The organism is Pseudoduganella sp. SL102 (assembly GCF_027856995.1).
Taxonomy (GTDB): Bacteria; Pseudomonadota; Gammaproteobacteria; order Burkholderiales; family Burkholderiaceae_D; genus Rugamonas; species Rugamonas albidiflava.
The window spans coordinates 3,583,160-3,608,582 of record NZ_CP115554.1; the positions used below are offsets into that span (position 1 = coordinate 3,583,160).

Sequence of the window (25,423 nt, forward strand, 5' to 3'; positions counted from 1 at the left end):
GTCTTCGTGCGCCAGGGAGTTGCCGTGTTCTCGGCCGCCTCACACTTCACCAGCTTCAGGTTCAAGGTCTCCGCCCTGGTGGCCTCGATGGTGCTCATCGCCGCCATCGGCGTGTGCGGCATCTCGCTGCTGATCGCGGAATCGCAGATCCAGCGCATGATCGCGCGCCAGGAAATCTCCGCCCTGTCCGGCGCCGCCGCCTACCTGGACAACGACCTGCGTACCAAGCAGAACGTGCTGCGCAGCATTGCCGAGGAAGCGCTGTCGCGCAACCTGGGTGCGCGCGACGTGCAGGCCTTGCTGGAATCGCATCCGGGCCTGCGGGATGAATTCGTCAACATCGTCGCCTTCGATGCGCGCGGCGACCTGGTGTCCAGCCTGAAGAACCGGCGCGACAAGATGATCAATGTCAGTGCGCGGCCTTACTTCCAGGAGGCGCTGCGCACCCGCGACAGCGTGATCTCGGCGCCGTTCCGCAGTGTGCTGTCGGGTCGCCCGGTGGTCTCGGTGGCACAGCCGCTGTCCGATGCGCGCGGGAATGTCTTCGCGGTGCTGGTCGGCGGCCTGGACCTGCTGCGCCCGGCCTTTGCCGCCCAGGTCGAGGCGCTGCGCACCCGCGAGCAGGGTTACCTGTTCATCATCGCCAACGACGGCACGGTGATCCACCACCCCCGCAAGGAACTGATCCTGACGCAGCCTTTGGCCGACGAGATGCCGGCCGTCGCCGCCCCGCTGGCCGGCCCGGAAGGCTGGCGCGCCGACATCCTCGACGGCAAGGAGCCATCGCTGGTGGCGTGGAAGCGCCTGCGCCATGCCGACTGGACCGTGGCCGTGTCGTATCCGCTGCGCGACGCGTTCGCACCGATGGCGTCGGTGTGGTTCAACGCGCTGGGCGCGGCCGGCCTGTTCACGGCCATGGCCGGCGTCTTCGGCTGGGGCCTCGTCAAGGTGCTGATGGAACCGCTGGAAGCGCTGCAGGGCGTGGTCGAATCGATCGATGCGGGCGCCACCGACATCAGCGCGTTCAATGTCGACCACGCCGATGAGTTCGGCGTGCTGAGCCGGGCGCTGTACCGGCTGTCGCGCAGCCGCAAGCAGGCCGCGGACGACCTGCACCGGCTGGCCACGACCGATGTGCTGACGGGCACCCACAACCGCCGCATGTTCGACCAGTTCCTGCCGGCGGCGCTGGCGCGTGCGCGCCGCTCCGGCGAGTCGGTGGCGGTGGCCTTCCTCGATATCGACCGCTTCAAGAGCATCAACGACGGCCATGGCCATGCCACCGGCGACGCCGTGCTGGTGGAGTTCGCGCGCCGGCTGCAGGGCGCGGTGCGCTGCACCGATACCGTGGCACGCCTGGCGGGCGACGAATTCGTGGTGGTCTACGAACAGGTGCGCGGCGCCGGCGAGGCGCACCAGCTGGGCGGCAGGATCCTGGCGGCGATGGAAGCGCCGTTCCAGGTCGGCGACACCGCGCTCCACGTGACGGCCAGCGTGGGCATCGCCATCACGAGCATGCCGACGAACGCCGACGCGATCATGCAGTCGGCCGACTATGCGCTGTACGGCGTGAAGGCGGCCGGCCGCAACGGCTATGCGGTCAACGTGTTCGGCGCGGAAAAGCTCGCCAGTGTACGGGGTCACGAGGAATTCGTTTCACGGGAAGTCGTGCAGGAGCGTGCAAAAGCGTAGCATGGCGCAGGAAAACGTGTAAAAACGTGCAGGATCGTGATAAAGCGTGTAATATCGTGCTTCCCTGATCCAATGGAGAGTACGACATGAAACCGATGACGATCCTGATTGCCGGCCCCTACCGCAGCGGTACCGAGGGCGACCTGCAGCGCATTGCGCGCAACCTCCACGCGCTCGAGCAGGCGGCGTGGCATGTCTATGAAAAGGGCCATGTGCCGCTGATCGGCGAGTGGCTGGCGCTGCCGCTGGCGCAGCATGCCGGGCATGGGCGGGTCGCCGAGTACGTGCCGTCGGACTTCCTGTACGGCGTGGCGCGGCGGGTGATCGCGCAATGCGATGCCGTCTACCGGATTCCCGGTGCCTCGCGCGGCGCCGATGGCGATGTGCGGCAGGCGCGCGAACTGGGATTGCCCGTGTACGCCAGCGTGGACGAGGTACCGGCGGCCGAGGGCGCAGCGGTGACGGAGGCGTAAAAACGTCGGGCCGTTGGCGATTTTCACATTGCGGCGGCACCTGATGGCCTGCAGAATTGCGGCAACCCGGCAATTCAACGACAGACCGTACAGGAGACCCATGCAGCTCGCCGCCAGTTCCTTCACCAGCACCGTTCACCTGATCCGCGCCATGCCGTTCGCCGTGGCGCTGGCCTTTGCGCCGGGACTTGCCGCGGCCGACGCCGCGCCCGCATATCGCGACGCCGCCCTGGCGCCCGAAGCGCGCGCCAGGGACCTGGTTGCGCGCATGACGCTGCAGGAAAAGGCCGAGCAGATGCAAAATGCCGCGCCGGCCATCGAGCGGCTCGGCCTGAAGCGCTATGACTGGTGGAACGAAGTGCTGCACGGCGTGGCCCGGGCCGGCCATGCCACCGTGTTCCCGCAGGCGATCGGCCTGGCGGCGACCTGGGATACCGCGCTGACCGAGCGCCTGGCCGATGCCATCGCGCTGGAAGGGCGGGCCAACTTCAACGCCGCGCTGCGCCGCGATGCGGGCGGCACGGCGCGCTACTTCGGCGTCAATTACTGGACCCCCAACATCAACATCTACCGCGACCCGCGCTGGGGCCGCGGCCAGGAAACCTACGGTGAAGACCCGCACCTGGCCGGCCAGCTGGGCATGGCGTTCATCCGCGGCATCCAGGGCAATGACCCGAAGCTGTACAAGGGCGTCGCCACGCCGAAGCATTTCGTGGTGCACTCCGGGCCCGAGCCCGAGCGCCACAGCTTCAATGTCGACGTGTCGCCGTTCGACCTGGAAGACACCTACCTGCCGGCGTTCCGCAATGCGATCGTCGATGCGAAGGCGTATTCGCTGATGTGCGCGTATAACGCGGTGGACGGCATCCCGATGTGCGCCCACCCGCTGCAGAACCGGCTGGTGCGCAAGGACTGGGGCTTCCAGGGCTTCATCGTGTCGGACTGCGACTCGGTGAGCGACCTGGTGACCGGCCACAAGACGTCGCCCGACATTCCCCACGCGGCGGCCACCGCCGTGAAGGCGGGGACCGACCTGGTCTGCGGCCGGAGCTACCTGGGCCTGCCGGACGCGGTGGCCCGCGGGCTGATCACCGAAGCGGAAATCGACACCTCGCTGGTGCGCCTGCTGGCCGCGCGCATCCGCATGGGGCTCCTCGACGGCAGCGCCTGGGACCGGGTGCCGTACAGCGCGATCAACTCGCCCGGCCACCGCGCACTGGCGCAGCAGGCCGCCGAGGAAGCCATCGTCCTGCTGAAGAACGGCGGCAACGTGCTGCCGCTGGCCGCCGGGGCCCGCATCGCCGTGATCGGGCCGAACGCGGCGCTGCTGCAAAGCCTGGAAGGCAACTACAACGGCACCATCGTGCATCCCACGCTGCCCGTCGACGCGCTGCGCAAGGCGTTCGGCGCCGCGCGCGTGACGTATGCTGCCGGCGCGCCGCTGATCGACGGCAAGCGCATGCCGATCCCGGAAACGTTCCTGAAAGTGGCGGCGGACAGCGGCCAGCACGGCCTGCGGGGCGAATACTTCGACAACCTGGAATTCGCCGGCAAGCCGAAGATGACGCGCATCGACCCTGTCATCAACTTCAATTTCGAACACAGCGCCCCGCAGGGCTTTGAACCACGAAAGTTCTCGGTGCGCTGGACCGGCGTGCTGGTGCCGCCCAAGCCGGGCCAGTACGAGCTGGGCTTCCGCATGATCGTGCCGCGCGACCGGCCGCTGCCGAACATCAAGGTATGGATCGACGATGAGCTGGTGGTCTCGCCGGAAAAGGCCGGCATCGGCGGCGGCAACACGGCCGAGTGCGTGGCAGGCAATTGCCAGCAGCGCATGGAGAAGATCCACTTCACGTTCGACGATACCCGGCCGCGCCGCGTGCGCATCGATTACGCGCGCACCGAGAACGATCGCCACAGCGCGCTGGAGTGGGTGGCGCCGCGCGATGCACTGGTGGACGGCGCGGTGGCCGCGGCCCGGGCGAGCGACGTCGCGGTGGCGCTGGTAGGCCTGTCGCCCGACCTGGAAGGCGAGGAAATGAAGGTGGACTTCCCCGGCTTCCGGGGCGGCGACCGCCTCACGCTGGCACTGCCGGACGCACAGCGGCGCATGCTGGAAGCCGTGAAGGCCACCGGCAAGCCGCTGGTGGTGGTCTACCTGACGGGCGGCCCGATCTCCGATCCATGGGTGGAGGCGAACGCCGACGCCATCGTGCACGCCTGGTATCCGGGCGAGGGCGGCGGCGCGGCCATCGCCCGCGTGCTGGCCGGCCAGGTCAGCCCCGCCGGGCGCCTGCCGTACACGATCGTGCGCTCGGAAGCGGACCTGCCGCCGTTCGCCGATTACTCGATGCGGAACCGCACGTACCGCTACTTCAACGGGCCGGTGCTGCATCCGTTCGGCCATGGCCTCAGCTACACCAGCTTCCGCTATGCCGCGCCGAAGCTGTCGGCCACGCGCGTCAAGGCGGGGCAGGCGGTCAAGGCCACCGTCACGGTGCGCAATACGGGCAAGCGCGACAGCGACGAGGTGGTGCAGCTCTACCTGGCCAGGCCGGGCGACCGCGCCAATCCCGTGCTGGCCGGCTTCCGCCGCGTCCACGTGAAAGCCGGCGGCAGCCGGACGGTGACGGTGGAGCTCGATGCCCGGGCGCAGTCGCAGGTCGATGCCAAGGGGGGCCGCTTTGTCCGCGCCGGCGAGTACACCGTGTACGCCGGCGGCGGCCAGCCGAAGTTCGCGCAAGTGACGCAGGCCACACTGCGCGTCGATGGCGAGTTCGCGTTGCCGAAGTAAGGGGAGCGGCGCCCGGGCTGGGCGCCACCGCGGACTTTACCGCCCGGATGCCGCTCCCGGGCGAGTCTCGCGCTTGTCACCGGTGCCCGGCCGGGCCGGCCGCCGGTCATCCATCCCCGCTTCGTCGACATCAGTGGAGGTCGAGCGCGAGCGCTGGTACTGCAGCTCGCCGGTTTCGTCGGGCAGGGCGGGACCCGTGTAGGACACCGCCACGTCGGCCAGCGCGCTGGCGCGGTCGGCGCCGAAGCCGGCCAGCGCGGTCAGCTTCAGCCAGCGCGCGGTGACGTTGTCGAAGCGGATCGACTGCGGCTCGAAGGTGGAGCCCAGCGTGGCACGGCGCACGTCGCGCCACTGGCGGCCGTCGTCGCTGACCTGCACCAGCCATTCGCGCACATCGCCCTCGTGGTCGCGGTGGTTCTGGCGCGGCATCAGCACCAGGCCGTCGAACGGCACGGCGGCCGGGAAGGCGATCGTCAGCGCCGGCTGCGGGCGCGCGCCGTTGCCCGCTCCGTCGCCCTTGCCCTTGCCTTTGTCTTCGATCTTCCCCGACTCCAGCGCATAGGTGTTCGGATCGCCGTCGATCGTCTTGTCCGCATCGTTCCAGCCGCTGGCGGTGGCGCCCAGCTTCTTCATCACGCGGGTGTCGAACAGCGAAGCGCGCAGCGCATCGGGGCTGACGTCGGTGGCCGGCGCGAACGCCTCGCTGGCCATGTAGTCGAGCACGGACTTGCGCAACTGCCGCGCCACCACACGCGCGGCTGGCCCGACGCCGACATCGCTGTCCAGGTCCGCGGTGGAGACCATCAGGCGGCCGGCGCCCACGCGCGCCTCGAACAGCAGCCCCAGCTTGTAGTTGCGGTTCCAGTCGTCGATCGGCTGCACGATCGGTTGCAGGCCGCGCGGCAGCCGCGCCAGGTTCATGGCGCGCGCCGGCGCCGCCACCTCGGCCCACTGCCAGTCGTAGTGGTCGTCGGTGGGGAAGCCCGCCAGGGCAGGGTGGGCCTTGTCGATCCACAGCCCGAGCATGCGGCTCCAGCCGGGATTCATCAGGCGGTTCCAGAATACCGGCACATCCGCCAGCGGCGGCGAAGTCCAGTCGAGGTCCGCCTTGCGCGGCAGGTACAGTACCTTGCCGCCGGCCGCCAGCCGCGCTTCGGCTTCCGGCCACGCCCGGGTGACCAGCACGTCGGCCGGCGCATCGGTCGCGACCTCGTGCGGATAGACCCAGAAATTCCAGTCGTTCTCGATGTGCGTACCTGCGAGGCCGACCACGAGGCGGTATCGGGCCGGTGCCGGCAGGCCCGCCAGCGGCAGCGCGATGCGGCCCAGCCGGGCATTGCGGCCGACGGCCAGGTCGGTCGTCGCGAAGCCGCCGCCGGCCACGGTCTTGCCGGCGCCGTCGACCACCTTCCACCAGGGGCGCGCGCCACGCAGCGCGGCCTTGCCGTAGTGGGCGATGTCGACCGGCACGTCCAGCGTATCGGCGCTGGTCAGCGTCTGGCGCGTGACGCGGGCCAGCGGCACCGTTTCACCGTTGAAGCGGCGGAATGCCTGCGCGGAAGCATAGCCCTTCGATTCCCAGAACGTATCGAGCAGGCCGACCAGCGCCGTGCCCTGGCCCAGGTAATCGTGCAGGTCGAGCAGCTGGTAGCCGCTCATGCCGGGGGTGCGCAGGATGGCTTCGATCTCTTCCTTGTAGCAGGCCAGCTGCCAGCGTCCGGAAGCCAGCGCGAATTCGCGGTTCTTTTCCAGCACGCCGCGCGCCCTGGCCGATTCGCGGAAGATCTCGTAATTGCCGGGCCGCAGGTAGCCGGTGAACTTGTCGATGACCGAATAATCCGGGTAGGCCACCCACTGGCCGTTCTCGTGGGACAGCACCGGCACGCCGATGCCCTCCAGCGAGGCCGAATAATCGCGGCCGAACCAGCCGGTCTTGTTGCGCAGCGGTTTCGGGCCGATGCGCTGGATCGCCAGGTAGTCGGTCCCCTTGTCGACGTCCGGCACCGCGGCTTCCGTGTGGCCCGTGCCGTTGGTGTAGAGCCGGCGCGGGTCGGCCTGCCGGTAGTGGGCGATCCACTTGTCGAACGCCGCCTTCCAGTTGCCTTTCGGTTCGTTGCTGGGGCTGAACAGCAGGAACGACGGGTGGTTGCCGTAGGCGCGAATCATCCGCTCGGTTTCCTCGTACAGCATGGCTTCCATCGGCGTGCCGGGCGATACGGCATTCCACATGCCCGGCTCCGGCTGCAGGTAGATGCCCACCTCGTCGGCGGCCTGGAATGCCGCCTCGGGCGGATTGAACGAGTGGAAGCGCACGTGGTTGATGCCCCACTGCTTGTTGATGGTGAAGATCTTCTTCCAGTAGGCGACATCGGTCGGCGGGTAGCCGGTCAGCGGGAAGTCGCCGCCGTGGTGGGTGCCGCGCATGAACGTGGGCCGGCCGTTCACCAGCATCCGGCTGCCTTCCGCGCGGATCTGCACGAATCCGAACTTCACGTCGCGCGCGTCGCCGGCCTGCGGGCCGTCCAGCTTCAGCTTCAGCGTGTGCAATACGGGGTTCCATTCGTCCCAGGTCGCGGCATCGCGCGGGTAGCGCACCGTGAATTCGGCGCTGCCGCCATCGGCGGTCCAGGTGACGGCAATGCGCCGGCCGTTGGCCCGCACCGTGCCGCTGCCGGCTTGCCCGCCGCGATTGTCGATCTTGAGCCGCACGCGCGCGGTGCGTGCCGCCACGTCCGGGAAGACCTGCGCATCGTCGATCCACACGGGCGACGTGGCGCGCAGTTCCACCTTGCCGACGATGCCGTTCCAGCTCATGCCCAGCGAATCGGACACGCTGTGCGAATCGGGCCGGTAGTTCATCAGCATCCGGCTGTCCACCCGCACGGTGATCCGGTGCGGCCCCGGCGCCAGCAGGCCCAGGTCGTATTCATGTCCGGCGACCAGGCTGCGGTTGCTGCCGATCTCGCGCTCGTCCAGCCATAGCGTGGAGCCCCAGCGCGGGCGTTCCAGGTGCAGCACCACGCGCTTGCCGCGCCAGGCGGCCGGCACATCGATGTCGCGCTGGTACCAGGCCGCGCCCAGGTAGTGGCGCGGCGGCTGGGACAGGAACGGCACCTTCACCTTGCCGGGCGCGGTATGGGCCTTGTACTCCTCGCGCAGGTGCCAGTCCTTGTCGTACAGCGACAGCACCCACGGCGTGCCGGTGGAAATCTCGTCGCCGTAGCCCTGCGCATTCAGGATGCCAGGCAGCGCGATCCTGTCCGTGAATCTGTCAGGCACCGCGCCTCCGTACCAGCGCGCGGCAACGCCTTCGTCGTGGCGGTCGAGGGCAAAGCGCCAGGTGCCGGCCAGGTCGCGCTTGTCGGCCGCGCTGGTGGCGGGCGCCGGGCCGAGCGCGAGCAGCATGGCGGCGACAAGGGGGAAGACGTGGTGAGAGGTCTTGAGCAGCGGGTGTGTCATGGCAAATGTGTCATCGGCGGCGTGGTCAGCAACACCCCGCATTATCGCGTGCCGTCCCGCGCGGGCCGCGTCGCACTGTCAAGCGGTCAACAAGATGAGCAGGAGGACAATGAATCGCAATGAATCGCAATGAATCGCAATAATCCGGCTGGCTTGCTGTTGTGTATCCGCACAAAGCGTTATATTTCCCTTAAGAAACAGCACATTGTTAAATGGACGGCGGTAATATGTTGCCTTGCATAAAGAATTTATTTCTCCAGAATTTCCATCCTTCCGATCACGGCACGCCGCCCCGGCGAGACCATTACAAAAATGCCCCGTTCATTCCTGCGCCGACCACTTGTCCTAGTCCTGGCCCTGCAAGCCGCCTTCGCCCACGCGGGCGGGCTGGACGAACCGTCCGGCGACCTGGCCGCCATGCCGCTGGAAAGCCTGATGGGCGTCACCATGGTGACGTCCGCCTCCCGCTTCGCGCAGCGCGTCAGCGATGCGCCGTCCGCCGTTTCCGTGCTGACGTCGCAGGATGTGCGCGAACACGGCTGGCGCACGCTGGCCGAGGCACTGGGCAGCCTGCCCGGCCTGTACATCTCGGATGACCGCAATTACTCGTACATCGGTGCGCGCGGCTTCCAGCGGCCGGGCGACTACAACAGCCGCTACCTTCTGCTGATCGACGGCGTGCGCGTCAATGACAGCGTGTACGACCAGGCGTCGATCGGCACCGAAGGCCTGCTGGACATGGACCTGGTGGAACGCATCGAATACGTGCCCGGCCCCGGCGCGGCAGTGTACGGCTCGAACACCGTCTTCGGGGTGATCAACGTGGTGACCAAGTCCGGCAGCGCGCTGGCCGGTCCGCAGGCCGCGCTGGCGGCCGGCAGCAAGGGCGAACGCCGCGGCCGCGCCAGCTGGGGCTACCACGCGCAGGACGGCACCGACGTGCTGCTGTCCGTCAGCGGATTCAAGCGCGACGGCGGCGACCTGTATGCCGGCGAATTCGATACGCCCGAGCAGAACAACGGCGTCGCCGCCGGCCTCGACTACGACCGCTCGCGCAGCGCCTTCGTCAAGGCCTCGCGCGGCCCGCTGTCGTTCAGCGCCGGGCACGTGACACGCACCAAGGGCATCCCCACCGCATCGTTCGGTGCCGTGTACAACACGCCGGACTACACGCGCGACGCGCAGAGTTTCGCCAGCGTGGGCTACACGGCGCCGCTGTCGGACGACCTGTCGCTGTCGGCCCGGCTGGACTGGGGCCGCATCGACTACGTGGGCGTGGGCCTGTATCCGGATGAGGAAGGCAATCCACGCATGAATGTCGACGGCGCCCATGGCGCCTGGTACGGTTTCAATGCGACCGGCACCTACACCGGCCTGGCAAACCACAAGCTGCTGGTGGGCATCGACCTGCAGCGCAACACCCGACGCGACCAGTACAACTACGATCTCGATCCCGTCGAGGTGGCGATGGATGACCGCCGCGCCGACAGCCGCGCCGGCATCTTCGTCGAGGATGAAGTGCACCTTTCACGGGACCTCATCCTCAACGCCGGCGTGCGCTACGATCGCGACACCACCACGGGCAGCCGTGTCAACCCGCGCGCGGCACTGATCTGGCATCCCGGTTCGAAGGATACGCTGAAGCTGATCTACGGCACCGCGTACCGTTCGCCGAATGCCTATGAACTGTATTACGAGGTCGAGGTCTTCGCGGTGGCCAATCCGTCGTTGCGCGCCGAGCAGATCGCCACGAGCGAACTGGTATGGGAACGCCAGCCGGACGCGTACAGCAAGCTGGCGCTGGCGGCCTTCCATTACCGGATCACCGACCTGATCACGGAAACGCTGCGCCCGGACGGCATCCTGATGTTCGACAATACCGAGCGTGCCACGGCCGACGGTGTCGAACTGTCCGGCGAACGCCTGTTCGCGGGCGGCACGCGCCTGCGCGGCAGCTATACGTACCAGCATGCCGCGGACGAGAAGGGCGACTGGATCGTCAATTCGCCGCGCCACCTGCTCAAGCTGAACGCCACCTGGGCGCTGCCGGGCGGCAGGCTGCGCCTGGGCACGGAAGGCCAGTGCACGTCGCGCCGCCTCACCGAGAACGCCAGCACGGGCGGCTTCTGCACATGGAACTTCACGCTCGGCCCGGCCACCCGCACCGGCAAGTTCGACTGGTCGGTCAGCCTGTACAACGCGGCGGGGCGCCGCGGCGCGGATCCGGCCGGCCCCGCCTTCGTGCAGGAAGCCATCCACCGCGAGGGCCGCACGGTGCTCGTCAAGACGGGTTATGCGTTCTGAATGGATCGCCGCCGCCGCCGTGCTTGCGCTGCTCGTCGCCGCGCCGCGCGGTCACGCCCAGACGGATGACGCCGTGCTGAAGGCCGCCTATATCTACAACATCGCGCAGTTCACCACCTGGCCCGCGAACGCGGGCGCCCGGCCGTTGAACGTGTGCGTGAACAACGGCCACCCGCTGTGGGAAAGCCTGCGCGCCCTGCACGGCAAGCCGGTGGGCGAGCGGAAGGTGGCGGTCGTGGTCCCGGCGGCGGGTACCGCGTGCGACGTGGCCGTGCTGCGTGCCGGCGCGGCGCGCCCGGCCGCCGAGGGCACTGGCATGCTGGCGATCGTCGACGAGCCGGCAAACGGCTATGCGGGCGCGGTGGCACTGGTCGAGGAAGACCAGCACCTGCGCTTCGACATCGATACGAAGGAAGCCGCGCGCGCCGGGCTGCGCTTCAGTTCGCGCTTGTTGCGCCTGGCAAGGAACGTCCGATGAAACTGCTTCCCTCCCGCAGCGCGCCGAACGGGCGCATGCCGATCGCCGCCACGCTGCGCAGCGGCCAGCTGGTCGCGGCCGTGGCGGCGCTGGTGATCGCCGGCGCCGTGCTGATCGCCTACCAGCTGCTCGAGATCCGCCAGGCGATGATGGATGGCGCCCGCGTGCAGGTCGCCATCGTGGCCGACAGCGTGACCGCGCCGCTGATGTTCGGCGACCGCGAGGTGGCGCAGGAAACGCTGCGCGCCTTCCGCTACGCGCAGGGCCTGAAGGCGGTCGGCATCTACGACAGGCAAGGCCGCCACTTCGCTGAATTCTCCTATCCGGACAGCCGGCTGCCGCCGGGGCTGGCGGCGGCCCGCGTGGCGCGCGACGATGGCATCGTGGTCACCGAGACGGTGCGCTACCGGGGCCAGGTGGTCGGCCACACGGTGCTGCACGTGGGGACGGAACGGCTGCGGGGTGCGATGCTGCGCTACGTGGGGCTGCTGGCGGTGGCATCGCTGGGCGCCATGCTGGTGGTGGCCACGCTGGGCCGCGCCACGCGGGCCCGGGTGGCCGCCGCCGAGCGTGAGCTCGACTACATGGCGCACACCGACCACGTGACGCAGCTGCCGAACCGCCACGCCACCTACGCGCACCTGGAAAGGGCGCTCGCGGAAGCCGGCGCGGACGGCACGGAGCTGGCGCTGCTCCTGGTGGACCTCGACAACTTCAAGACGGTCAACGATACGGCGGGCCATGCCGCCGGCGACGAACTGCTCAAGAAGGTGGCCGACGCGCTGACCGGCGCGGTCCGCACGACCGACCTGGTGGGCCGCATCGGCGGCGACGAATTCGCCATCATCGTCGCCCCGGTCCCGGGCCGCGCCACCGCGCTGGGCATCGCCGACAAGGTGACGCAGGCGCTGCGCCATCCGATCTCGGTGACCGGTGGCGAGTTCTTCGCCACCGCCAGCGTCGGGGTGTGCATGTATCCGGTCGATGCCTCCACCCTGAGCGACCTGGTGAGCAGCGCCGATACGGCGCTGTCCCACCCCAAGCAATCGGGCCGCAACCGGCTGGACGAATTCGTGCCGGCGATGACGGCGGCCACCCAGCGCCGCGTCGTGCTCGAACGCGAGTTGCGCCGTGCCATCGACGCCGGCCAGCTGGCCGTGCACTACCAGCCGCAGTTCGATTGCGCCAGCGGGGAACTGGTCGGCGTGGAGGCACTGCTGCGCTGGCGGCATCCGGAGCATGGCCAGATCTCGCCGGCCGAGTTCATTCCGATCGCCGAGGAAAGCGGCCTGATCGTCCAGATTGGCAGCTGGGTGCTGCAGCGCGCGTGCGCCGAGGTGGCCGGCTGGCAGCGCGCCGGCGCGCCGGCGCTGACCCTGGCCGTGAACATGTCGGCACGGCAGCTGCGCGAACCGGGCTTCATCGAGGACGTGACGCGCGCGCTGGCCGAGAGTGGCCTGGCGCCGGGCCGTCTGGAACTGGAACTGACGGAAAGCGTGCTGATGGAAGACGTGTCGGGCGCCATCGCCTTCATGCAGGGCGTGCGCGCGCTCGGCGTGCGGCTGGCGATCGACGACTTCGGCACCGGCTATTCGTCGCTGGCCTACCTGCAGACCTTCCCGATCAACCAGCTCAAGGTGGACCGCAGCTTCGTGCAGCTGCTGCCACAGCGTGGCGAGACCATCATCCTGGCCGTGCTGGCGCTGGCGCGCGGCTTCGGGCTGACCGTGGTGGCCGAGGGCGTGGAGGAACAGCGCCAGCTCGACTGGCTGCGCCATGCCGGCTGCGACGTGGTGCAGGGCTACCTGCTGGGCGCGCCGATGGCGGCCGACGTTCTCGCGGCCCGCTACCTGAAGCTCGACGCCGCGTGTATCGCCGCGTAACTATTAGGACTCCTTGACAATTGCCTTCGGGCTGGCTATCCTGCGGGCATGGATATCACGCCTGAAACTCCGTGGGATGCGACGCCGGACCTGTCGGCACGCATCGTGACCGCGATCGCCCGGCTCGCCAGCGTGCTGCGCGCCGGCATGTGGGCCGCGTCCACCGCGGAACAGCTCAATCCCGCGCAGGCCGACATCGTGCAGCTGCTGCACCGCCGCGCCCGCGGCATGCGCCTTTCCTGGCTGGCCCAGCAACTGTCCATTTCCACCCCCAGCGCCAGCGATTCGGTGGCGGCCCTGGTGGCGAAAGGCTATGTGAGCAAGACCCGCGCCGCGGACGATGGCCGCGCCACGGCGCTCCTGCTGACGCCGGAAGGCGAACGGCTGGCCGAGCGGCTGGAAGGCGCGCTGGGCTTCGCCGACGACGCCGTCTCGGCCCTGCCGCACGCGCTGCAGGTCGCCTTGCTGACGGGCCTGTTCAAGACCATCGCCGAACTGCAGAAGACCGAACGCTTCCCCGAACTGCGCGCCTGCCTGTCGTGCCGGCATTTCGAACCGAACAAGTTCCCCGGCGCCGCCGCCCCCCATCACTGCGCCCTGGTCGGTGCACCGCTGCCGATCGCCTTCCTGCGCATCGACTGCGCCGAACACGAACCCGCCGACGCCACCGCCGCCCAGCGGAACTGGCAGACGTTCGCGTAGGGCAGAAAAGGTCAGTCCACCCCAGGTGCAAATTCCGGGGTCAGACCCGGCGGGTCTGACCCCAGCCCTTCGCTGTTGGGGTGAATGCATGCGCTTCCAATGTGTTGGTTAGCGCATAAACTAGCTCCCCCATTTAACCCGCCAACAACCGCTGCCCCTCCCGCCGGCCACCGGCCACCCCGTGCGCTCCATCATCCGCCACCCTGAACACCGCCACGGCCTGCGCCAGCCGCGCCGCCTCGTCCTTCATCGACTCCGACGCGGCGGCGGCCTGTTCGACCAGCGCGGCATTCTGCTGGGTCACGGCATCCATCTCCACCACGGCGCGGTTGATCTGCTCGATGCCGGCCGACTGCTCGCTGCTGGCCGACGTGATCTCGGCCATGATGTCGGTGACCCGCTGCACGCTGTCGACGATCTCCTGCATCGTCGCGCCGGCTTCGCCGACCAGCTGGGTACCGGCCGCGACCTTGTCGGTGGAGGCGCCGATCAGCTCCTTGATTTCCCTGGCCGCGGCGGCCGAGCGCTGCGCCAGCGTCCGCACTTCGGAGGCGACCACGGCGAAGCCGCGCCCCTGTTCGCCGGCGCGGGCGGCTTCCACCGCGGCGTTGAGCGCCAGGATATTGGTCTGGAAGGCGATGCCGTCGATGACGCTGGTAATGTCGCCGATCTGGCTGGCCGAGGCGCGGATGTCGTCCATCGTGCCGACCACGCGGGCAATCACGTCGCCGCCGCGCGCCGCCACGGCCGACGCGGCGCCGGCCAGCGTGTTGGCCTGCCGCGCGTTGTCGGCGTTCTGCTTCACGGTCGACGCCAGCTGCTCCATCGACGACGCGGTTTCTTCCAGCGAGCTGGCCTGCTGTTCGGTGCGCGCCGACAGGTCCTGGCTGCCCGTCGCCACTTCCGCCGCCGCGGTGGCGATGATGTCGGTACCGCGCCGCACCGTCGTCACGGTGGTGGCCAGGCTTTCGTTCATGCGGCGCAGCGCGCGCAGCAGCTCGCCCATTTCATCCCGGGTCGCGGCGTCGATGCGGCTGGTGAGGTCGCCGGCCGCCACGGTATTGGCCACGTCGAGCGCTTGCGCGACCGGGCGGGTGATCGAGCGCGTGATCCACCAGGCGACGACGGCGGCCAGCAGGACGGCGCCGATGCCCAGGCCCCACATCAGGTTGCGGGTGCTGGCATAGGTTTCCGCGGCTTCCCTGGCGGCAGTCTCGCTGAGCTGCTTCTGCAGCGCGGCCTGTTCGCTGACGAGGCCTTTCAGGCGTACCAGCAGGGGGCGCATCTCATTGGCGAGATAGGCCTGCGCCACCTCGCCGGCGCCGCTGCCGACATGGCCGAACAGCGTTTCCTGGGCCGCCACATAGCGCTCGGTTTCCGCGCGCATCTGCCCCAGCAGCTCGCGCGCCCTGGGATTCTGCAGCGTGGCGTCGAGTTCGCGCAGGATCTCGTTCACTGCCTGGCGCGAAGCGACCACCTCGGCCCGCTGGCGCTGCCGGTCCGCCGGATCCGCGTTCAGCATCATGTTGCGCAACGCGATCGCGATATCGTTGATCTCGGCCTGGATGCGCCCGGTGGCGTCGATCTTCGGCATGCGGTTGTTGACGATCTCGTGGGTGCCGTCGTTGATCCGGCCCAGCATGGCGTTCGACAGCTGGACCATGGCGACCAGCATGATGCACACGATGCCGAAACCGATGGCGAGCCGTTTGCCGATCCCCAGATTCGCTAGATTCATCGTTCGTCTCCCTGGCAATGAAAGCGCGGCCGCGTCCATTGCGCGGCCCAGCGCCAACATTTATACCCGACCGTGCAAGCCACCGGCGCACGGCCGGGCTGCCGCGCCGCAGCAAAAAGCTATGCACGAATGCGGGAAGGTGATAGCTTTACCGGCAATTTTTATCTCGTGCCAATCCACGCCAACCCACGCCAATCCACGCCAGCCGATGACGACGCCGACCCCTGCAAGCCGCCTTGCCGCCCCCCTTCCAGACTCCGATTCCGCACGCGCCTTCGATCTCGTCGGCCTGGGCGAGTGCATGGTCGAGTTCAACGCCACCGAACCGCTGGCCAGCGCCGAGCGGTTCAGCAAGGCATATGGCGGCGATGTCCTCAACGCGCTGGTGGCCGCTTCCCGGCAGGGCGCGCGCACGGCGTTCGTCAGCCGCGTCGGCGACGATCCGTTCGGCACCGGCCTGCGCGCGGCCTGGCAAGGGGAGGGCATCGACATCGGCCATGCGCCGCTGGTACCCGGCGAAAACGGCGTCTACTTCATCTCGCTCGATGCGCGCGGCGAACGGTCGTTCACGTACCGCCGCGCGGGCAGCGCCGCCGCGCAGCTGTCGGCGGCCGATATCGATGCGGCCTTCATCGCCTCCGCCCGATGCATCCTGCTGTCCGGGATCACCCAGGCCATCTCTCCGGGCGCCCGCGCCGCCACGCTGGCCGCGGCCCGCTGCGCGCGCGAGCACGGCGTGCTGGTCGCCTACGACCCGAATTACCGCCCGCGGCTGTGGGGCGGCGAGACGGCCGCCCGCGCCGCCTGCGCGGAGCTGCTGCCCTTCGTCGATATCCTGCTCCCGAGCCTGCCGGCCGATGCCGCCATCCTGCCCGGCGCGCCCCACGAACTGGTGGAACATGCGGTGGTCAAGCAGGGCGAAGAGGGCTGTGAAGTGTGGCTGCGCGGGCAGCGCACCGTGGTGCCGGCGGTTCGCGCCAGCGTAGTGGATACCACCGGCGCCGGCGACGCGTGGAACGGCGCCTATCTCGCCGCCGTGCTGCGCGGCGAAGCGCCCGCCGCCGCGGCCGCCCTCGCCAACCGTGTCGCCGCCGCCAAGCTCGCGCACCGCGGCGCCATCCCGCCGCGCGAGGTGGGCGCTGGCAGGTGAGGCCGCCTTGGAAGCGATGCCGGATGTCGAGCGAAATCAGATGTCGAAAGAACGCCAGCGTCGCAGGGGGCAGCAGCAGGGGGCAGTCTCCGAGGAGCGAAATAAATCCACCCCAAGTGCAGACTCCGGGGTCAGGGTGGAGTGCTGGCATGCATGCCAGCACCGTTGCGCAGGCGCGAAGCATGCTTCGCGAAACCCCTGCTTCACCCCGCCGGGGCGTAGTCGGGGTTTCAAGGAGCATCGCTCCTTGCCGACGTAGCGATACTGGCCTGCAAGCCAGTATTCCTCCCTGACCCCAGCCCTTCGCCGTTGGGGTGAATGTATGCGCCTTCAATGTCTCGGGAGAAGCTCGGTTTAGCGGCAATTGAGCCAGTCCCTGGTGCCCCTCAAGCAATCGACCACGCCCGATCACTGGTCACCGACACCCCCCGCACGCAATTGCGTCCGCCCCGCTTGGCGGCATACAGCTGTTCATCGGCGGCCTCCAGCAGCACCGATGGCGTGTCCGGCGCGTCCGGGTCGAGCGCCGGCACGGAGGCGATGCCGAAGCTGGCGGTGGCGGTGACGAAGCGGCCCAGTTCCACGGCGCTGCCTGTGCTGCCGAAGGCATGGCGGATCCGTTCGGCCAGCGTGCGGGCGCCTTCGAGGTCCGTTTCGGGCAGCACCATCAGGAATTCCTCGCCGCCGTAGCGCACCACGCTGTCGACGGTTTCCCGCGTCATCGCCAGCAGCAGGCCGCCGAATTCATGCAGCACATGGTCGCCGGCCGCGTGGCCGTGCGTGTCGTTGATCTGCTTGAAGTGGTCGATGTCGCACAGGATCACCGAGAGGGCGTTGCCGTAGCGGCGCGCACGCGCCAGTTCCGCGTCCAGCAAGCCTTTCTGCAGCACGCGGCGGTTGTAGCAGCCCGTCAGCGGGTCGCGGTCGGCCAGCTGCTGCAGCAGGATGGCGGAGCGGAATTCCTCGCGCTGGGCCAGGTGGAAGCGGCGCGCGCCGATGAAGCCGAGCGCATTGCCCAGGATAAGCAGCAGCACCAGCGCCACCATGTCGTCCATCTTCAGGAAACCCTGCGTCATCAGCATCGCGCAGAACACCACGCTGGACCCGGCGGCGATCCACGCGGCGTAGACAAAGCGGTTCGGGATGTTGATGTAGATGGCCATCAGGATCAGCGCCTGCGACATCACGTTCCAGGCGGTGGCGGCGGGCTGGTACCAGCACAGCACCATGAACACCGCCATGCCGACCACTTCGACCGCGCTGGCGGCCAGCACGGCTACCCGTACCGATTCGGGCCGGCGCAGGATCGCCACGCAGCCGCCGGCGGCCACCAGCGCCACCAGCACGCGCAGCGCGATCATCGCCCAGGCGGTCGGGCCGGGGCCGAGCGTGGCCACGTCGGTGGCGCCGAACGCCACGTAGAAGGCGGCGCAGAACAGCAGGCTGACCTTCAGCTGGGCGGAACGCTCGGGCAGGTGGTGGCGGTTGAAGCGGTCTTCCACGGCCGCGTCGGCAAACTCCGCGCGCTGGCGGTCGATCTCGAGGCGGGGGTGGGACAGGTCGTGATGCGGCACGGGGTCTTTCTGGCGTTGACGAATTCGCACGGAACATGCGCTACGCCGCAAGATTGTACATTAAATTTCTGATAAGTATCACTTTAATAGCGGCTTTGCCCTTGCGGCGAGGAATACTTTTGCCTGGCGAGCTCGCGGCAAGGGGTTCGGGAGCAAGCGGGGACCGGCAATTCCGTGAGTATTGGAGAGATTTCCTGCGGGAATCATCTTGTAGAATCCGGGCCTGCGTTGCTTCCGTATGCGTGCCTTCGATGACATTTGCCTTGCCCGGCCCGGTTTTCGCTCCAGTCAGGAGAGCCCGATGACGCCCGCTCGCGCGCGTTTCGCCGGCTGGCTTCGTCGCACATGGCATGGCGACCCGGACAGCGATTCCGAAGAGGGATTCAGGCATCAAAAAGCCTGTCTGGTTTCCATTGCCGCCGTGATGGTTGGCGTGCCGGTCGGTTTGCTCGGGGCAGGCCGGACGTACGAGGTTGTCAGCAAGCTGATCTATGGGGCGGATGTGTCAGGAGCCTTGCTCGGCCTGGCAGTACGGCCGGTTGCCCTCGCCGACTGGCTGGTCGTCGCGACCATGCAAGCCGCCTTCCTGGCATGGCAGATCGCAGCCTATCGGCTTCGCGCCTTGCTGCTGCTGTTACCCGGCGCGCTCGCGGCACTCCTGATTCCGGCGTATGTGCTGCTCAATTCTTATATGAGCTCTGTCGTGCACTGCCCTTGCATGCCCTTCGCGTGGTCCGGCTGGTTCGACTTTGCCATTGCCGCGGGCATCCTGGTCCTGGCCAGCTGGCTGTTCGGCAGGCTTGGCGCCTTCCTGGTCCGTCCGCCGCCCTTGCCCTTGATGGCTGCCCGGCTGGCGGCATTTGCATGGACCAATGGCGGGCTGATTCTTCTGTGTTCTCAGCTGGCGTACCTGTATGGCCGTTTCGGGAGCGGCGTCTTCAGGTAACCCCTGTCTCGCGAACCGGGCAGCACACGTAGCAACCGGTGGCACTCCAGTCATTGGCCAGGACCTTGATTCACACCAGGTGAGTGGCACGGATCGGCCTGATGCGCGGCGCCGGTGCGTTCGGCTAGCAATCGGCGGGCTTGCGGCGGGGGGGGGCACAAAAAAAAAGGCTGCCCGAAGGCAGCCTTGTCCGGTAACGCGGGACGCCGGTTCCGGCGCCCCGCGATCGCGGTGGATCAGAACTTGTAGCGTGCGCCCAGCATGTAGCGCGGGCCGCCCTGCGTAACGGTCAGCACCATGTCCTTGGTACGGCCATGCACGCGCTGCGTTTCGTCGTTCAGGTTGATGCCTTCGAACTGCAGGGTCAGGTTCTTGGTCAGGTTGTAGCCGATCGACAGGTCGACCTGGCCATACGGTTCCACGTACTGCGGATTCGAACCTGCCTGGTCGGTGACCGCGGACAGGAACTCGTCGCGCCAGTTGTACGCGGCACGGATCGACCACTTGTCGTTCTCGAAGATACCGATCACGTTGGCCGAGTCGGACAGGCCGACCAGTGCGAACTGGTTGCCCGCGCCCGCGTTGTTGAACGCCAGGTTCGACTTCACGTACGTGTAGTTGGCCTGGACGCCGAAGCCGCTGGTGCCGAACATGTGCTGCCAGTTGACTTCCGCGCCCTTCACGTTGGCCGACTTCTCGTTGACGTACGAGGTGATCTGGTATTGCACCGCCGGGTTGCCGGCAATCCCCGAGATCGTGCCCGTTTCGTTGCCCAGCGCGTTCGGCGCGCCGCGCACCACGCCCGCCTGGCCGTTGAAGTTGCGGAAGATGTAGTTGCGGATGCAGGTGGTGTCGGTGTTGATGCAGCCCGACGCCAGCGCCGCGTTCCAGTAGGCGCCGCCCACCGGCGTCGTCACGTTCGGCGACGTTTCCATGTTCACGCTCTGGCCCGCGTAGTTCGACAGCGACTTGTGGAACAGGCCCAGCGAGACCGTGCTTTGCGGCGAGTAGTACCACTCGGCCGACAGGTCCAGGTTCTTCGACTTGACCGGTTCCAGCGCCGGGTTGCCGCGCGTGCCGGTACCGTAGTTGATGTTGCCGGTCGGGCTGATGTTGGTGCCGCCCTGGATCTGGTCGTAGCGCGGCCGGCCGATCGTATGGCCATAGCTGGCGCGGACCTTGAAGTCGTCACGCACGTTCATGTCCCAGTCCAGGCTCGGCAGGAAGTGGTGGTACTTGCCCGTCATGCTCGTGAACTCCTTGCCGGAGAAGACGAACGGCAGTTCGTTCTGCGCCACCCAGTTCACGCCGGACACGGTCTGCGACAGTGCGGTCGACAGCACGTCGGTCTTTTCGTAGCGCACGCCGATGCCGGTGTGCATCGGCATCGCCGTATCCCACTCGGTGTTCAGCTGGAAGTACAGCGCGCGGCTCTTTTCCGTGGTGCGGCGGTCGTAGTCGGGACTGGCCAGGCTTGGCAGGTACAGGGCCGGCTTGCCGGTCGCATCCGACACGCGCTGGCGCATCGCGGCGAAGTCGAACAGGTGGATCTGCTGGAACAGGGCCGGGTTGTCGTGGCCGCCCAGCTTGTCGAAGTACTGGCTCAGCGAATCAGGCCGGAACATCGATTGCGGGTAGTCGGCCGGCGAAGTGGCGCCGCCCCACGAATCGCTCTGCACCTGCTGGAACGCCGAACGGTTCTTCACGTTGGTCAGCTGCAGGCCGAAGTTCAGTTCCGAGGTGTCCCACAGCTTCAGGCGGCCGCCGGCCTGGGCCTGGTCGATCTCCATGCGCTGGTAGCCTTCCTGGAACCACGAACCGGACACCTGCATCGGCGCGCGGTTGAAGTCGGCGCCTTCGATCGACAGAACCGGCATCTCGTTCTCGAAGTTCACGCGCGTGTTGCCGCGGCTGAAGCTGACCGTGGCCAGGTCGTTGTTCGAGCCGAACGGGCTGTCCTTCTGCGAGACCGCGGTGGAGTGGTGCGCATCGAACGTCAAACGCAGGTCAGGCGTGGCGCGCCATTGCGTATTGAAGCCGATCGACTTGTTCTCGGACTTGGTGGCGAAGTCGCCGCCATTCATGCTGATGTCCTGGTTGCTCACGTTCTCCTGGTAGAAGATCGGCGACGCCACCGGGCCATCGGTCCAGCTGGACACGGAAGGACCGTGGTTGAACCAGGCCGACAGCTCGTGGTACTTGGTCTGCACCTTGTTCAGCGAGTAGGTGTAGTCCAGCGTGGTGGTCAGGTCCTTGTTCGGGCGGAACTGGAACGTCAGCTGGCCGTTGGTGCGCTGGCGCTGCGAGCCGCGCATGAAGTACGAGATATTCTGCGGCACGGAATACACGTCGCTGCCGTCCGGGCGGTTCGTGATGTTCTCCGAGCCGGGTGCGCCAGGCAGCGGGATCACGCCCGTCACGCCGGTCTGCGTGGCGGTGTACGGGCCCTTCCAGCCATTGGTGATCTGCGCCTGGTTCACGCCCAGGTTGCGCTCCTGGTAGCTGGCGCTGACCGACACGCCGAACTTGCCGTCGCCCCAGGTGGTGCTGTAGATGCCCGACACTTCAGGCGTGTACGAGCGCTTCGCCGCGTCTTCCTGCGGCAGGTTGTCGTTCGACGTGTCGTAGACCACCTTGCCGCCGATGCTGGCCATGTTGCCCAGTTCGAGCGGACGCGCGGTCATGATGTTCAGCGTGGCGCCGATGCCGCCCGGCGGCGTATCGGCGCGCGAGCTCTTGTACACCTGGATCTGCGACACGGCTTCCGAAGCGAGGTTCGAGAAGTCGAAGGCGCGGCCGGCCAGGTCGCCCAGGTTGGAGGTCGGCATCTGGCGGCCGTTCAGCAGCACCATGTTCAGGTCGGGACCGACGCCGCGCACGGTGACTTGCGAGCCTTCGCCGCGGTTGCGGTCGATCGACACGCCGGAAATGCGCTGCAGCGATTCGGCCAGGTTGGTATCGGGGAACTTGCCGATGTCGTCGGCGACGATGCCGTCGACGATACCGTCGGAATTGCGCTTCAGGTTCAGCGTCGACTGCATCGAGGCGCGGATGCCCTTGACGACGACGGTGGCTGGTGCGGTCGGATCGGCGACGCTGCCGGCGGCTTCCTGGGCCGACGGTCCTGCGGCGGCCTGGGCTAATGCCGGGGCCGCCTGGGTGGCATCCTGCGCGAACGCCGGTGCCATCAGCGTGGCGCAAGCCCCGGCGACGGCGATGGCGATCAGGCGGTGGTGGGTATTGGGTGTTGCGTTGAGTTCCATGGAACCCTTCTTCTTGCTGTACAGCACGGTGTCTCCTCTCTGATGTGGAACGCCACGCCCGTGGGCAGGGGGAGGCGGCGTCATTGGTCTTGCCAAACTCACACGTCCCGTCGTTCCGATTCCGCGGGACTTTCGCCACACCGCATGCTGTCTGCGCAACATTGCTGGTACGACGTAATTTATGCAAGAGTAAGAAAATCAGGGCAATTGGTCAATCGCGCGAACAAATAAAAATTGGTCCGGAATCAGTAAAAAACCCTGTAACAGCAAGGATTTACGTTCCGCGCGGGGATTACATACCTTACGTAACAGTACGGAAAACGGTTTCCAAGAAATCGTTTTCATAGCAAAATCAACGACTTCTGGAAACGTGTCCAGATCGGTGTCGATTTTGCTGCCGAGCATCGTCGTCCGCCGAATTGCTTGCATTTGTGCTTTCACCTTGTTGCAAAATGCTCACACGAACCAGCGAAAAGCCGCTCCGGCCTGGAAACGTGTCCACCAGGCGTCGGGAACCGTCCGGATTGCGCAGCGCATTGAGCGGGCTTTTTTTGGCAGGAGCCTTCCCGCTGTTGCATAATCCGCCCACCGCAATCGACCCAGACCCGCCGCCATGCCCGTTACCGGTGACCAGCAACTCCTGAAACAACTGAACCGGATGGCGCTGGTGCGCCAGGTGAGCGCGCAACCGGGCCTGTCGCGCGCGGCATTGTCCGATGAGTTGCGGTTGACGAAATCCACCGTCAGCCAGCTGGTGCGCGAGCTGATGGATGAAGGCTGGCTCACCGAGAGCGCCCTGCTGGTGACGGGCGAAGTAGGGCGCCGCGCCACGCCGCTGCACCTGGATCCCGACCGGCTGGCGCTGATCGGCGCCGAGGTGGGCGTCGACGAGGCACGGGTGCTGGCCACCAACCTGCTGGGCGAAGTGCTCGATGCGCGGGTGATCGACTACGACGACGCGCATGACCCGGCTTCCTGCATCCGCCTGGCGGCCCAGGCGATGGTGCGGCAGGCGCGCCGCCTGGCGCGGCCGTCCACAGCGGGCGGCGCGCGGCAGGTGCTGGGCGTGGGCATCGGCCTGCACGGTGCCGTCGATGAAAACACGGGCGTGCTGCGCCACGCGCCCCACCTGGGGTGGCGCAATGTCGACGTGCGCAGCCAGGTCGAGGCCCACTTCGCCGGCACCGTGCTGCAGGGCCGGCCCCTGTACATGCAGAACGAGGCCAATGTCGCGGCGCTGGCCGAATTCGAGTTCTCCCGCGAGACGGCCGGCGACCCGCTGATCTACCTGTCGATCAGCTATGGCGTGGGCGCCGGCATCATCGTCAGCGACCGGCTGCTGACGGGCATGAACGGTTTCGGCGGCGAAGTGGGCCATGCGATCCTGCAGGCCGACGGCCCGCGCTGCAGTTGCGGGCGCCGCGGCTGCGCCGACGCGCTGATCGGCCTGGCAGCGCTGCTGGGCGACGAACGGCCCAGCTACGCGGCGCTGGACCGGCTGTACAAGCGGGTCGCCGATGGCGTGCCGTCGACCTGCGCCACGGTCGACGCGGCCGGGCGCCAGCTGGGCATCCTGCTGAACAACCTGTGGGCCGGGTTCGACCCGATGGCGATCGTGATCGGCGGCCCGGCGCTGCGCCTGGGCGACGCGCTGACCGGGCCGGCGCGGCAGGTGCTGGCCGGTTATGCGGAGGCGGCCATGCTGGCGCCGCCGGAGATCCGTACCTCGCACTTCGGCACCGATGCCGTGGCCGTCGGCGCCGCGGCGCTGGCGCGCTACCGGCTCACCCGGCCGCTCGACCTGCAGACCCTGGAGCGGCGCTCGGAACGGGCGGCGTAGGAAAAAATCCGGCGCCGCGCTTATGCCGTTAAGTCAAGCATCAGCCGGCACATTGAAAGCGCATGCATTCACCCCAACAGCGAAGGGCTGGGGTCAGACCCGCCGGGTCTGACCCCGGAATCTGCACTTGGGTGGGCTTAACGTAACGGCATTCGGGGCGCTGTGCGCGTTTTTCGCAACCATGCCAAACTAGCTGTCCGAGGCCGCGCGCGCACCTGTCACCGGCGCGGCCATGACCCGTAGAGGAGCGAAAAACGCATGAGTGAAACCCCGAAATACGTGCCCCCGGCCGTGTGGACGCCGCCCGCGGCGTCCGGCGGCACCTTTGCCAGCATCAACCGCCCGGTGGCCGGCGCCACCCACGACCGCGAACTGCCGGTCGGCAGCCACCCGCTGCAACTGTATTCACTGGGCACGCCGAACGGCCAGAAGGTCACCATCCTGCTGGAAGAATTGCTGGCGCTGGGCCACGAGGGCGCCGAATACGACGCCTGGCTGGTGCGTATCGGCGATGGCGAACAGTTCGGCAGCGGCTTCGTGGACATCAAACCGAACTCCAAGATCCCGGCGCTGTTGGACCGCGGCGGCGACGCGCCGCTGCGCGTCTTCGAGTCCGGCTCGATCCTGGTCTACCTGGCCGACAAGTTCGGCGCCTTCCTGCCGCGCGACACGCGGGCCCGCACGGAAACGCTGAACTGGCTGTTCTGGCAGATGGGCTCGGCGCCGTTCGTCGGCGGCGGCTTCGGCCACTTCTTCGCGTATGCGCCGGAAAAGCTGCAGTACCCGATCGACCGCTACGCGATGGAAACGAAGCGCCAGCTCGACGTGCTGGACCGCCAGCTGGCCGTCCACCGTTACGTCGCCGGCGACGACTACACGATCGCCGACATGGCGATCTGGCCGTGGTACGGCTTGCTCGTGCTGGGCGAGCTGTATGGCGCCGGCGAGTTCCTGTCGGTGCACGAGTACACCAGCGTGCGGCGCTGGGCGGAGGAGGTGGCGGCCCGCCCGGCGGTGGCGCGCGGCCGGCGTGTCAACCGGCTGCAGGGCGAGCGGCATGTTCCGGAGCGGCACGCGGCTGCGGATCTCGACTGAGGCCTGGCCAGTAACGAAAAACGGGCGCCGCG

General features: G+C 67.8%; 16 protein-coding genes. 11 read left to right on the forward strand and 5 right to left on the reverse strand.

The features are described from left to right. The first annotated feature begins 24 nt into the window (after nt 1–24). From OU994_RS15255 to OU994_RS15265, 3 genes are all read left to right on the forward strand, one after another. On the forward strand, nt 25–1,692 hold the full coding sequence (locus OU994_RS15255; protein ID WP_281611459.1) for a sensor domain-containing diguanylate cyclase: 1,668 nt from the start codon (nt 25–27) through the stop codon (nt 1,690–1,692). A gap of 86 nt (nt 1,693–1,778) precedes the next feature. Further along, complete coding sequence (locus OU994_RS15260; RefSeq protein ID WP_281611460.1) at nt 1,779–2,165, forward strand: DUF4406 domain-containing protein; 387 nt, start codon at nt 1,779–1,781, stop codon at nt 2,163–2,165. A gap of 100 nt (nt 2,166–2,265) precedes the next feature. After that, nucleotides 2,266–4,959: a glycoside hydrolase family 3 C-terminal domain-containing protein gene (locus OU994_RS15265; protein WP_281611461.1), complete on the forward strand. Its 2,694-nt coding sequence runs from the start codon at nt 2,266–2,268 to the stop codon at nt 4,957–4,959. A 36-nt stretch (nt 4,960–4,995) separates the two neighbouring features. Here the strand turns inward: OU994_RS15265 and OU994_RS15270 are convergent, their stop codons facing one another. Further along, a complete protein-coding gene (locus tag OU994_RS15270) occupies nt 4,996–8,418 on the reverse strand; it encodes a sugar-binding domain-containing protein (RefSeq protein ID WP_281611462.1) in 3,423 nt (1,140 codons plus the stop codon). Between the two features lie 312 nt (nt 8,419–8,730). Between OU994_RS15270 and OU994_RS15275 the strand changes: the two genes are divergently transcribed. From OU994_RS15275 to OU994_RS15290, 4 genes are read left to right on the forward strand one after another with little or no spacing between them, the layout of a single operon-like run. Continuing rightward, nucleotides 8,731–10,722: a TonB-dependent siderophore receptor gene (locus OU994_RS15275; RefSeq protein WP_281611463.1), complete on the forward strand. Its 1,992-nt coding sequence runs from the start codon at nt 8,731–8,733 to the stop codon at nt 10,720–10,722. Continuing rightward, nucleotides 10,712–11,200 carry a YfiR family protein gene (locus OU994_RS15280; protein ID WP_281611464.1) on the forward strand — a complete coding sequence of 163 codons (489 nt, stop codon included), beginning with the start codon at nt 10,712–10,714 and terminating at the stop codon, nt 11,198–11,200. The genes OU994_RS15275 and OU994_RS15280 overlap by 11 nt, the downstream gene beginning before the upstream one ends. Continuing rightward, on the forward strand, nt 11,197–13,083 hold the full coding sequence (locus OU994_RS15285) for a bifunctional diguanylate cyclase/phosphodiesterase (RefSeq protein ID WP_281611465.1): 1,887 nt from the start codon (nt 11,197–11,199) through the stop codon (nt 13,081–13,083). The genes OU994_RS15280 and OU994_RS15285 overlap by 4 nt, the downstream gene beginning before the upstream one ends. A 48-nt stretch (nt 13,084–13,131) precedes the next feature. Beyond that, nucleotides 13,132–13,785: a MarR family winged helix-turn-helix transcriptional regulator gene (locus OU994_RS15290; RefSeq protein WP_281611466.1), complete on the forward strand. Its 654-nt coding sequence runs from the start codon at nt 13,132–13,134 to the stop codon at nt 13,783–13,785. A gap of 133 nt (nt 13,786–13,918) precedes the next feature. On the opposite strand, the gene OU994_RS15295 is transcribed toward OU994_RS15290, so the two are convergent. Next, nucleotides 13,919–15,523, reverse strand: coding sequence for a methyl-accepting chemotaxis protein (locus OU994_RS15295; protein ID WP_281611467.1), 1,605 nt, complete (start codon nt 15,521–15,523; stop codon nt 13,919–13,921). Nucleotides 15,524–15,731: 208 nt separating this feature from the next. Here OU994_RS15295 and OU994_RS15300 point away from each other — a divergent pair, with 208 nt between their 5' ends. Further along, nucleotides 15,732–16,673 (forward strand): sugar kinase, encoded by a 942-nt coding sequence (locus OU994_RS15300; protein ID WP_281611468.1) that lies wholly within the window; start codon nt 15,732–15,734, stop codon nt 16,671–16,673. A gap of 386 nt (nt 16,674–17,059) precedes the next feature. On the opposite strand, the gene OU994_RS15305 is transcribed toward OU994_RS15300, so the two are convergent. After that, a complete protein-coding gene (locus tag OU994_RS15305; protein ID WP_131146144.1) occupies nt 17,060–18,247 on the reverse strand; it encodes a diguanylate cyclase in 1,188 nt (395 codons plus the stop codon). Nucleotides 18,248–18,548: 301 nt separating this feature from the next. Between OU994_RS15305 and OU994_RS15310 the strand changes: the two genes are divergently transcribed. After that, nucleotides 18,549–19,193, forward strand: coding sequence for a hypothetical protein (locus OU994_RS15310; RefSeq protein ID WP_281611469.1), 645 nt, complete (start codon nt 18,549–18,551; stop codon nt 19,191–19,193). A gap of 236 nt (nt 19,194–19,429) precedes the next feature. Here OU994_RS15310 and OU994_RS15315 read toward each other — a convergent pair whose 3' ends face one another. Together OU994_RS15315 and OU994_RS15320 are read right to left on the reverse strand one after the other, a co-directional pair. Then, nucleotides 19,430–22,456, reverse strand: coding sequence for a TonB-dependent receptor (locus OU994_RS15315; RefSeq protein ID WP_281611470.1), 3,027 nt, complete (start codon nt 22,454–22,456; stop codon nt 19,430–19,432). Between the two features lie 198 nt (nt 22,457–22,654). Beyond that, complete coding sequence (locus tag OU994_RS15320; RefSeq protein WP_281611471.1) at nt 22,655–22,885, reverse strand: hypothetical protein; 231 nt, start codon at nt 22,883–22,885, stop codon at nt 22,655–22,657. 184 nt (nt 22,886–23,069) lie between these two features. Here OU994_RS15320 and OU994_RS15325 point away from each other — a divergent pair, with 184 nt between their 5' ends. After that, nucleotides 23,070–24,296 carry an ROK family transcriptional regulator gene (locus tag OU994_RS15325; protein WP_281611472.1) on the forward strand — a complete coding sequence of 409 codons (1,227 nt, stop codon included), beginning with the start codon at nt 23,070–23,072 and terminating at the stop codon, nt 24,294–24,296. A gap of 258 nt (nt 24,297–24,554) precedes the next feature. Further along, the gene (gene yghU / locus OU994_RS15330; protein WP_281611473.1) at nt 24,555–25,391 is read left to right on the forward strand and encodes a glutathione-dependent disulfide-bond oxidoreductase; all 837 of its coding nucleotides are present in this window, start codon (nt 24,555–24,557) and stop codon (nt 25,389–25,391) included. The last annotated feature ends 32 nt before the right edge of the window (nt 25,392–25,423 follow it).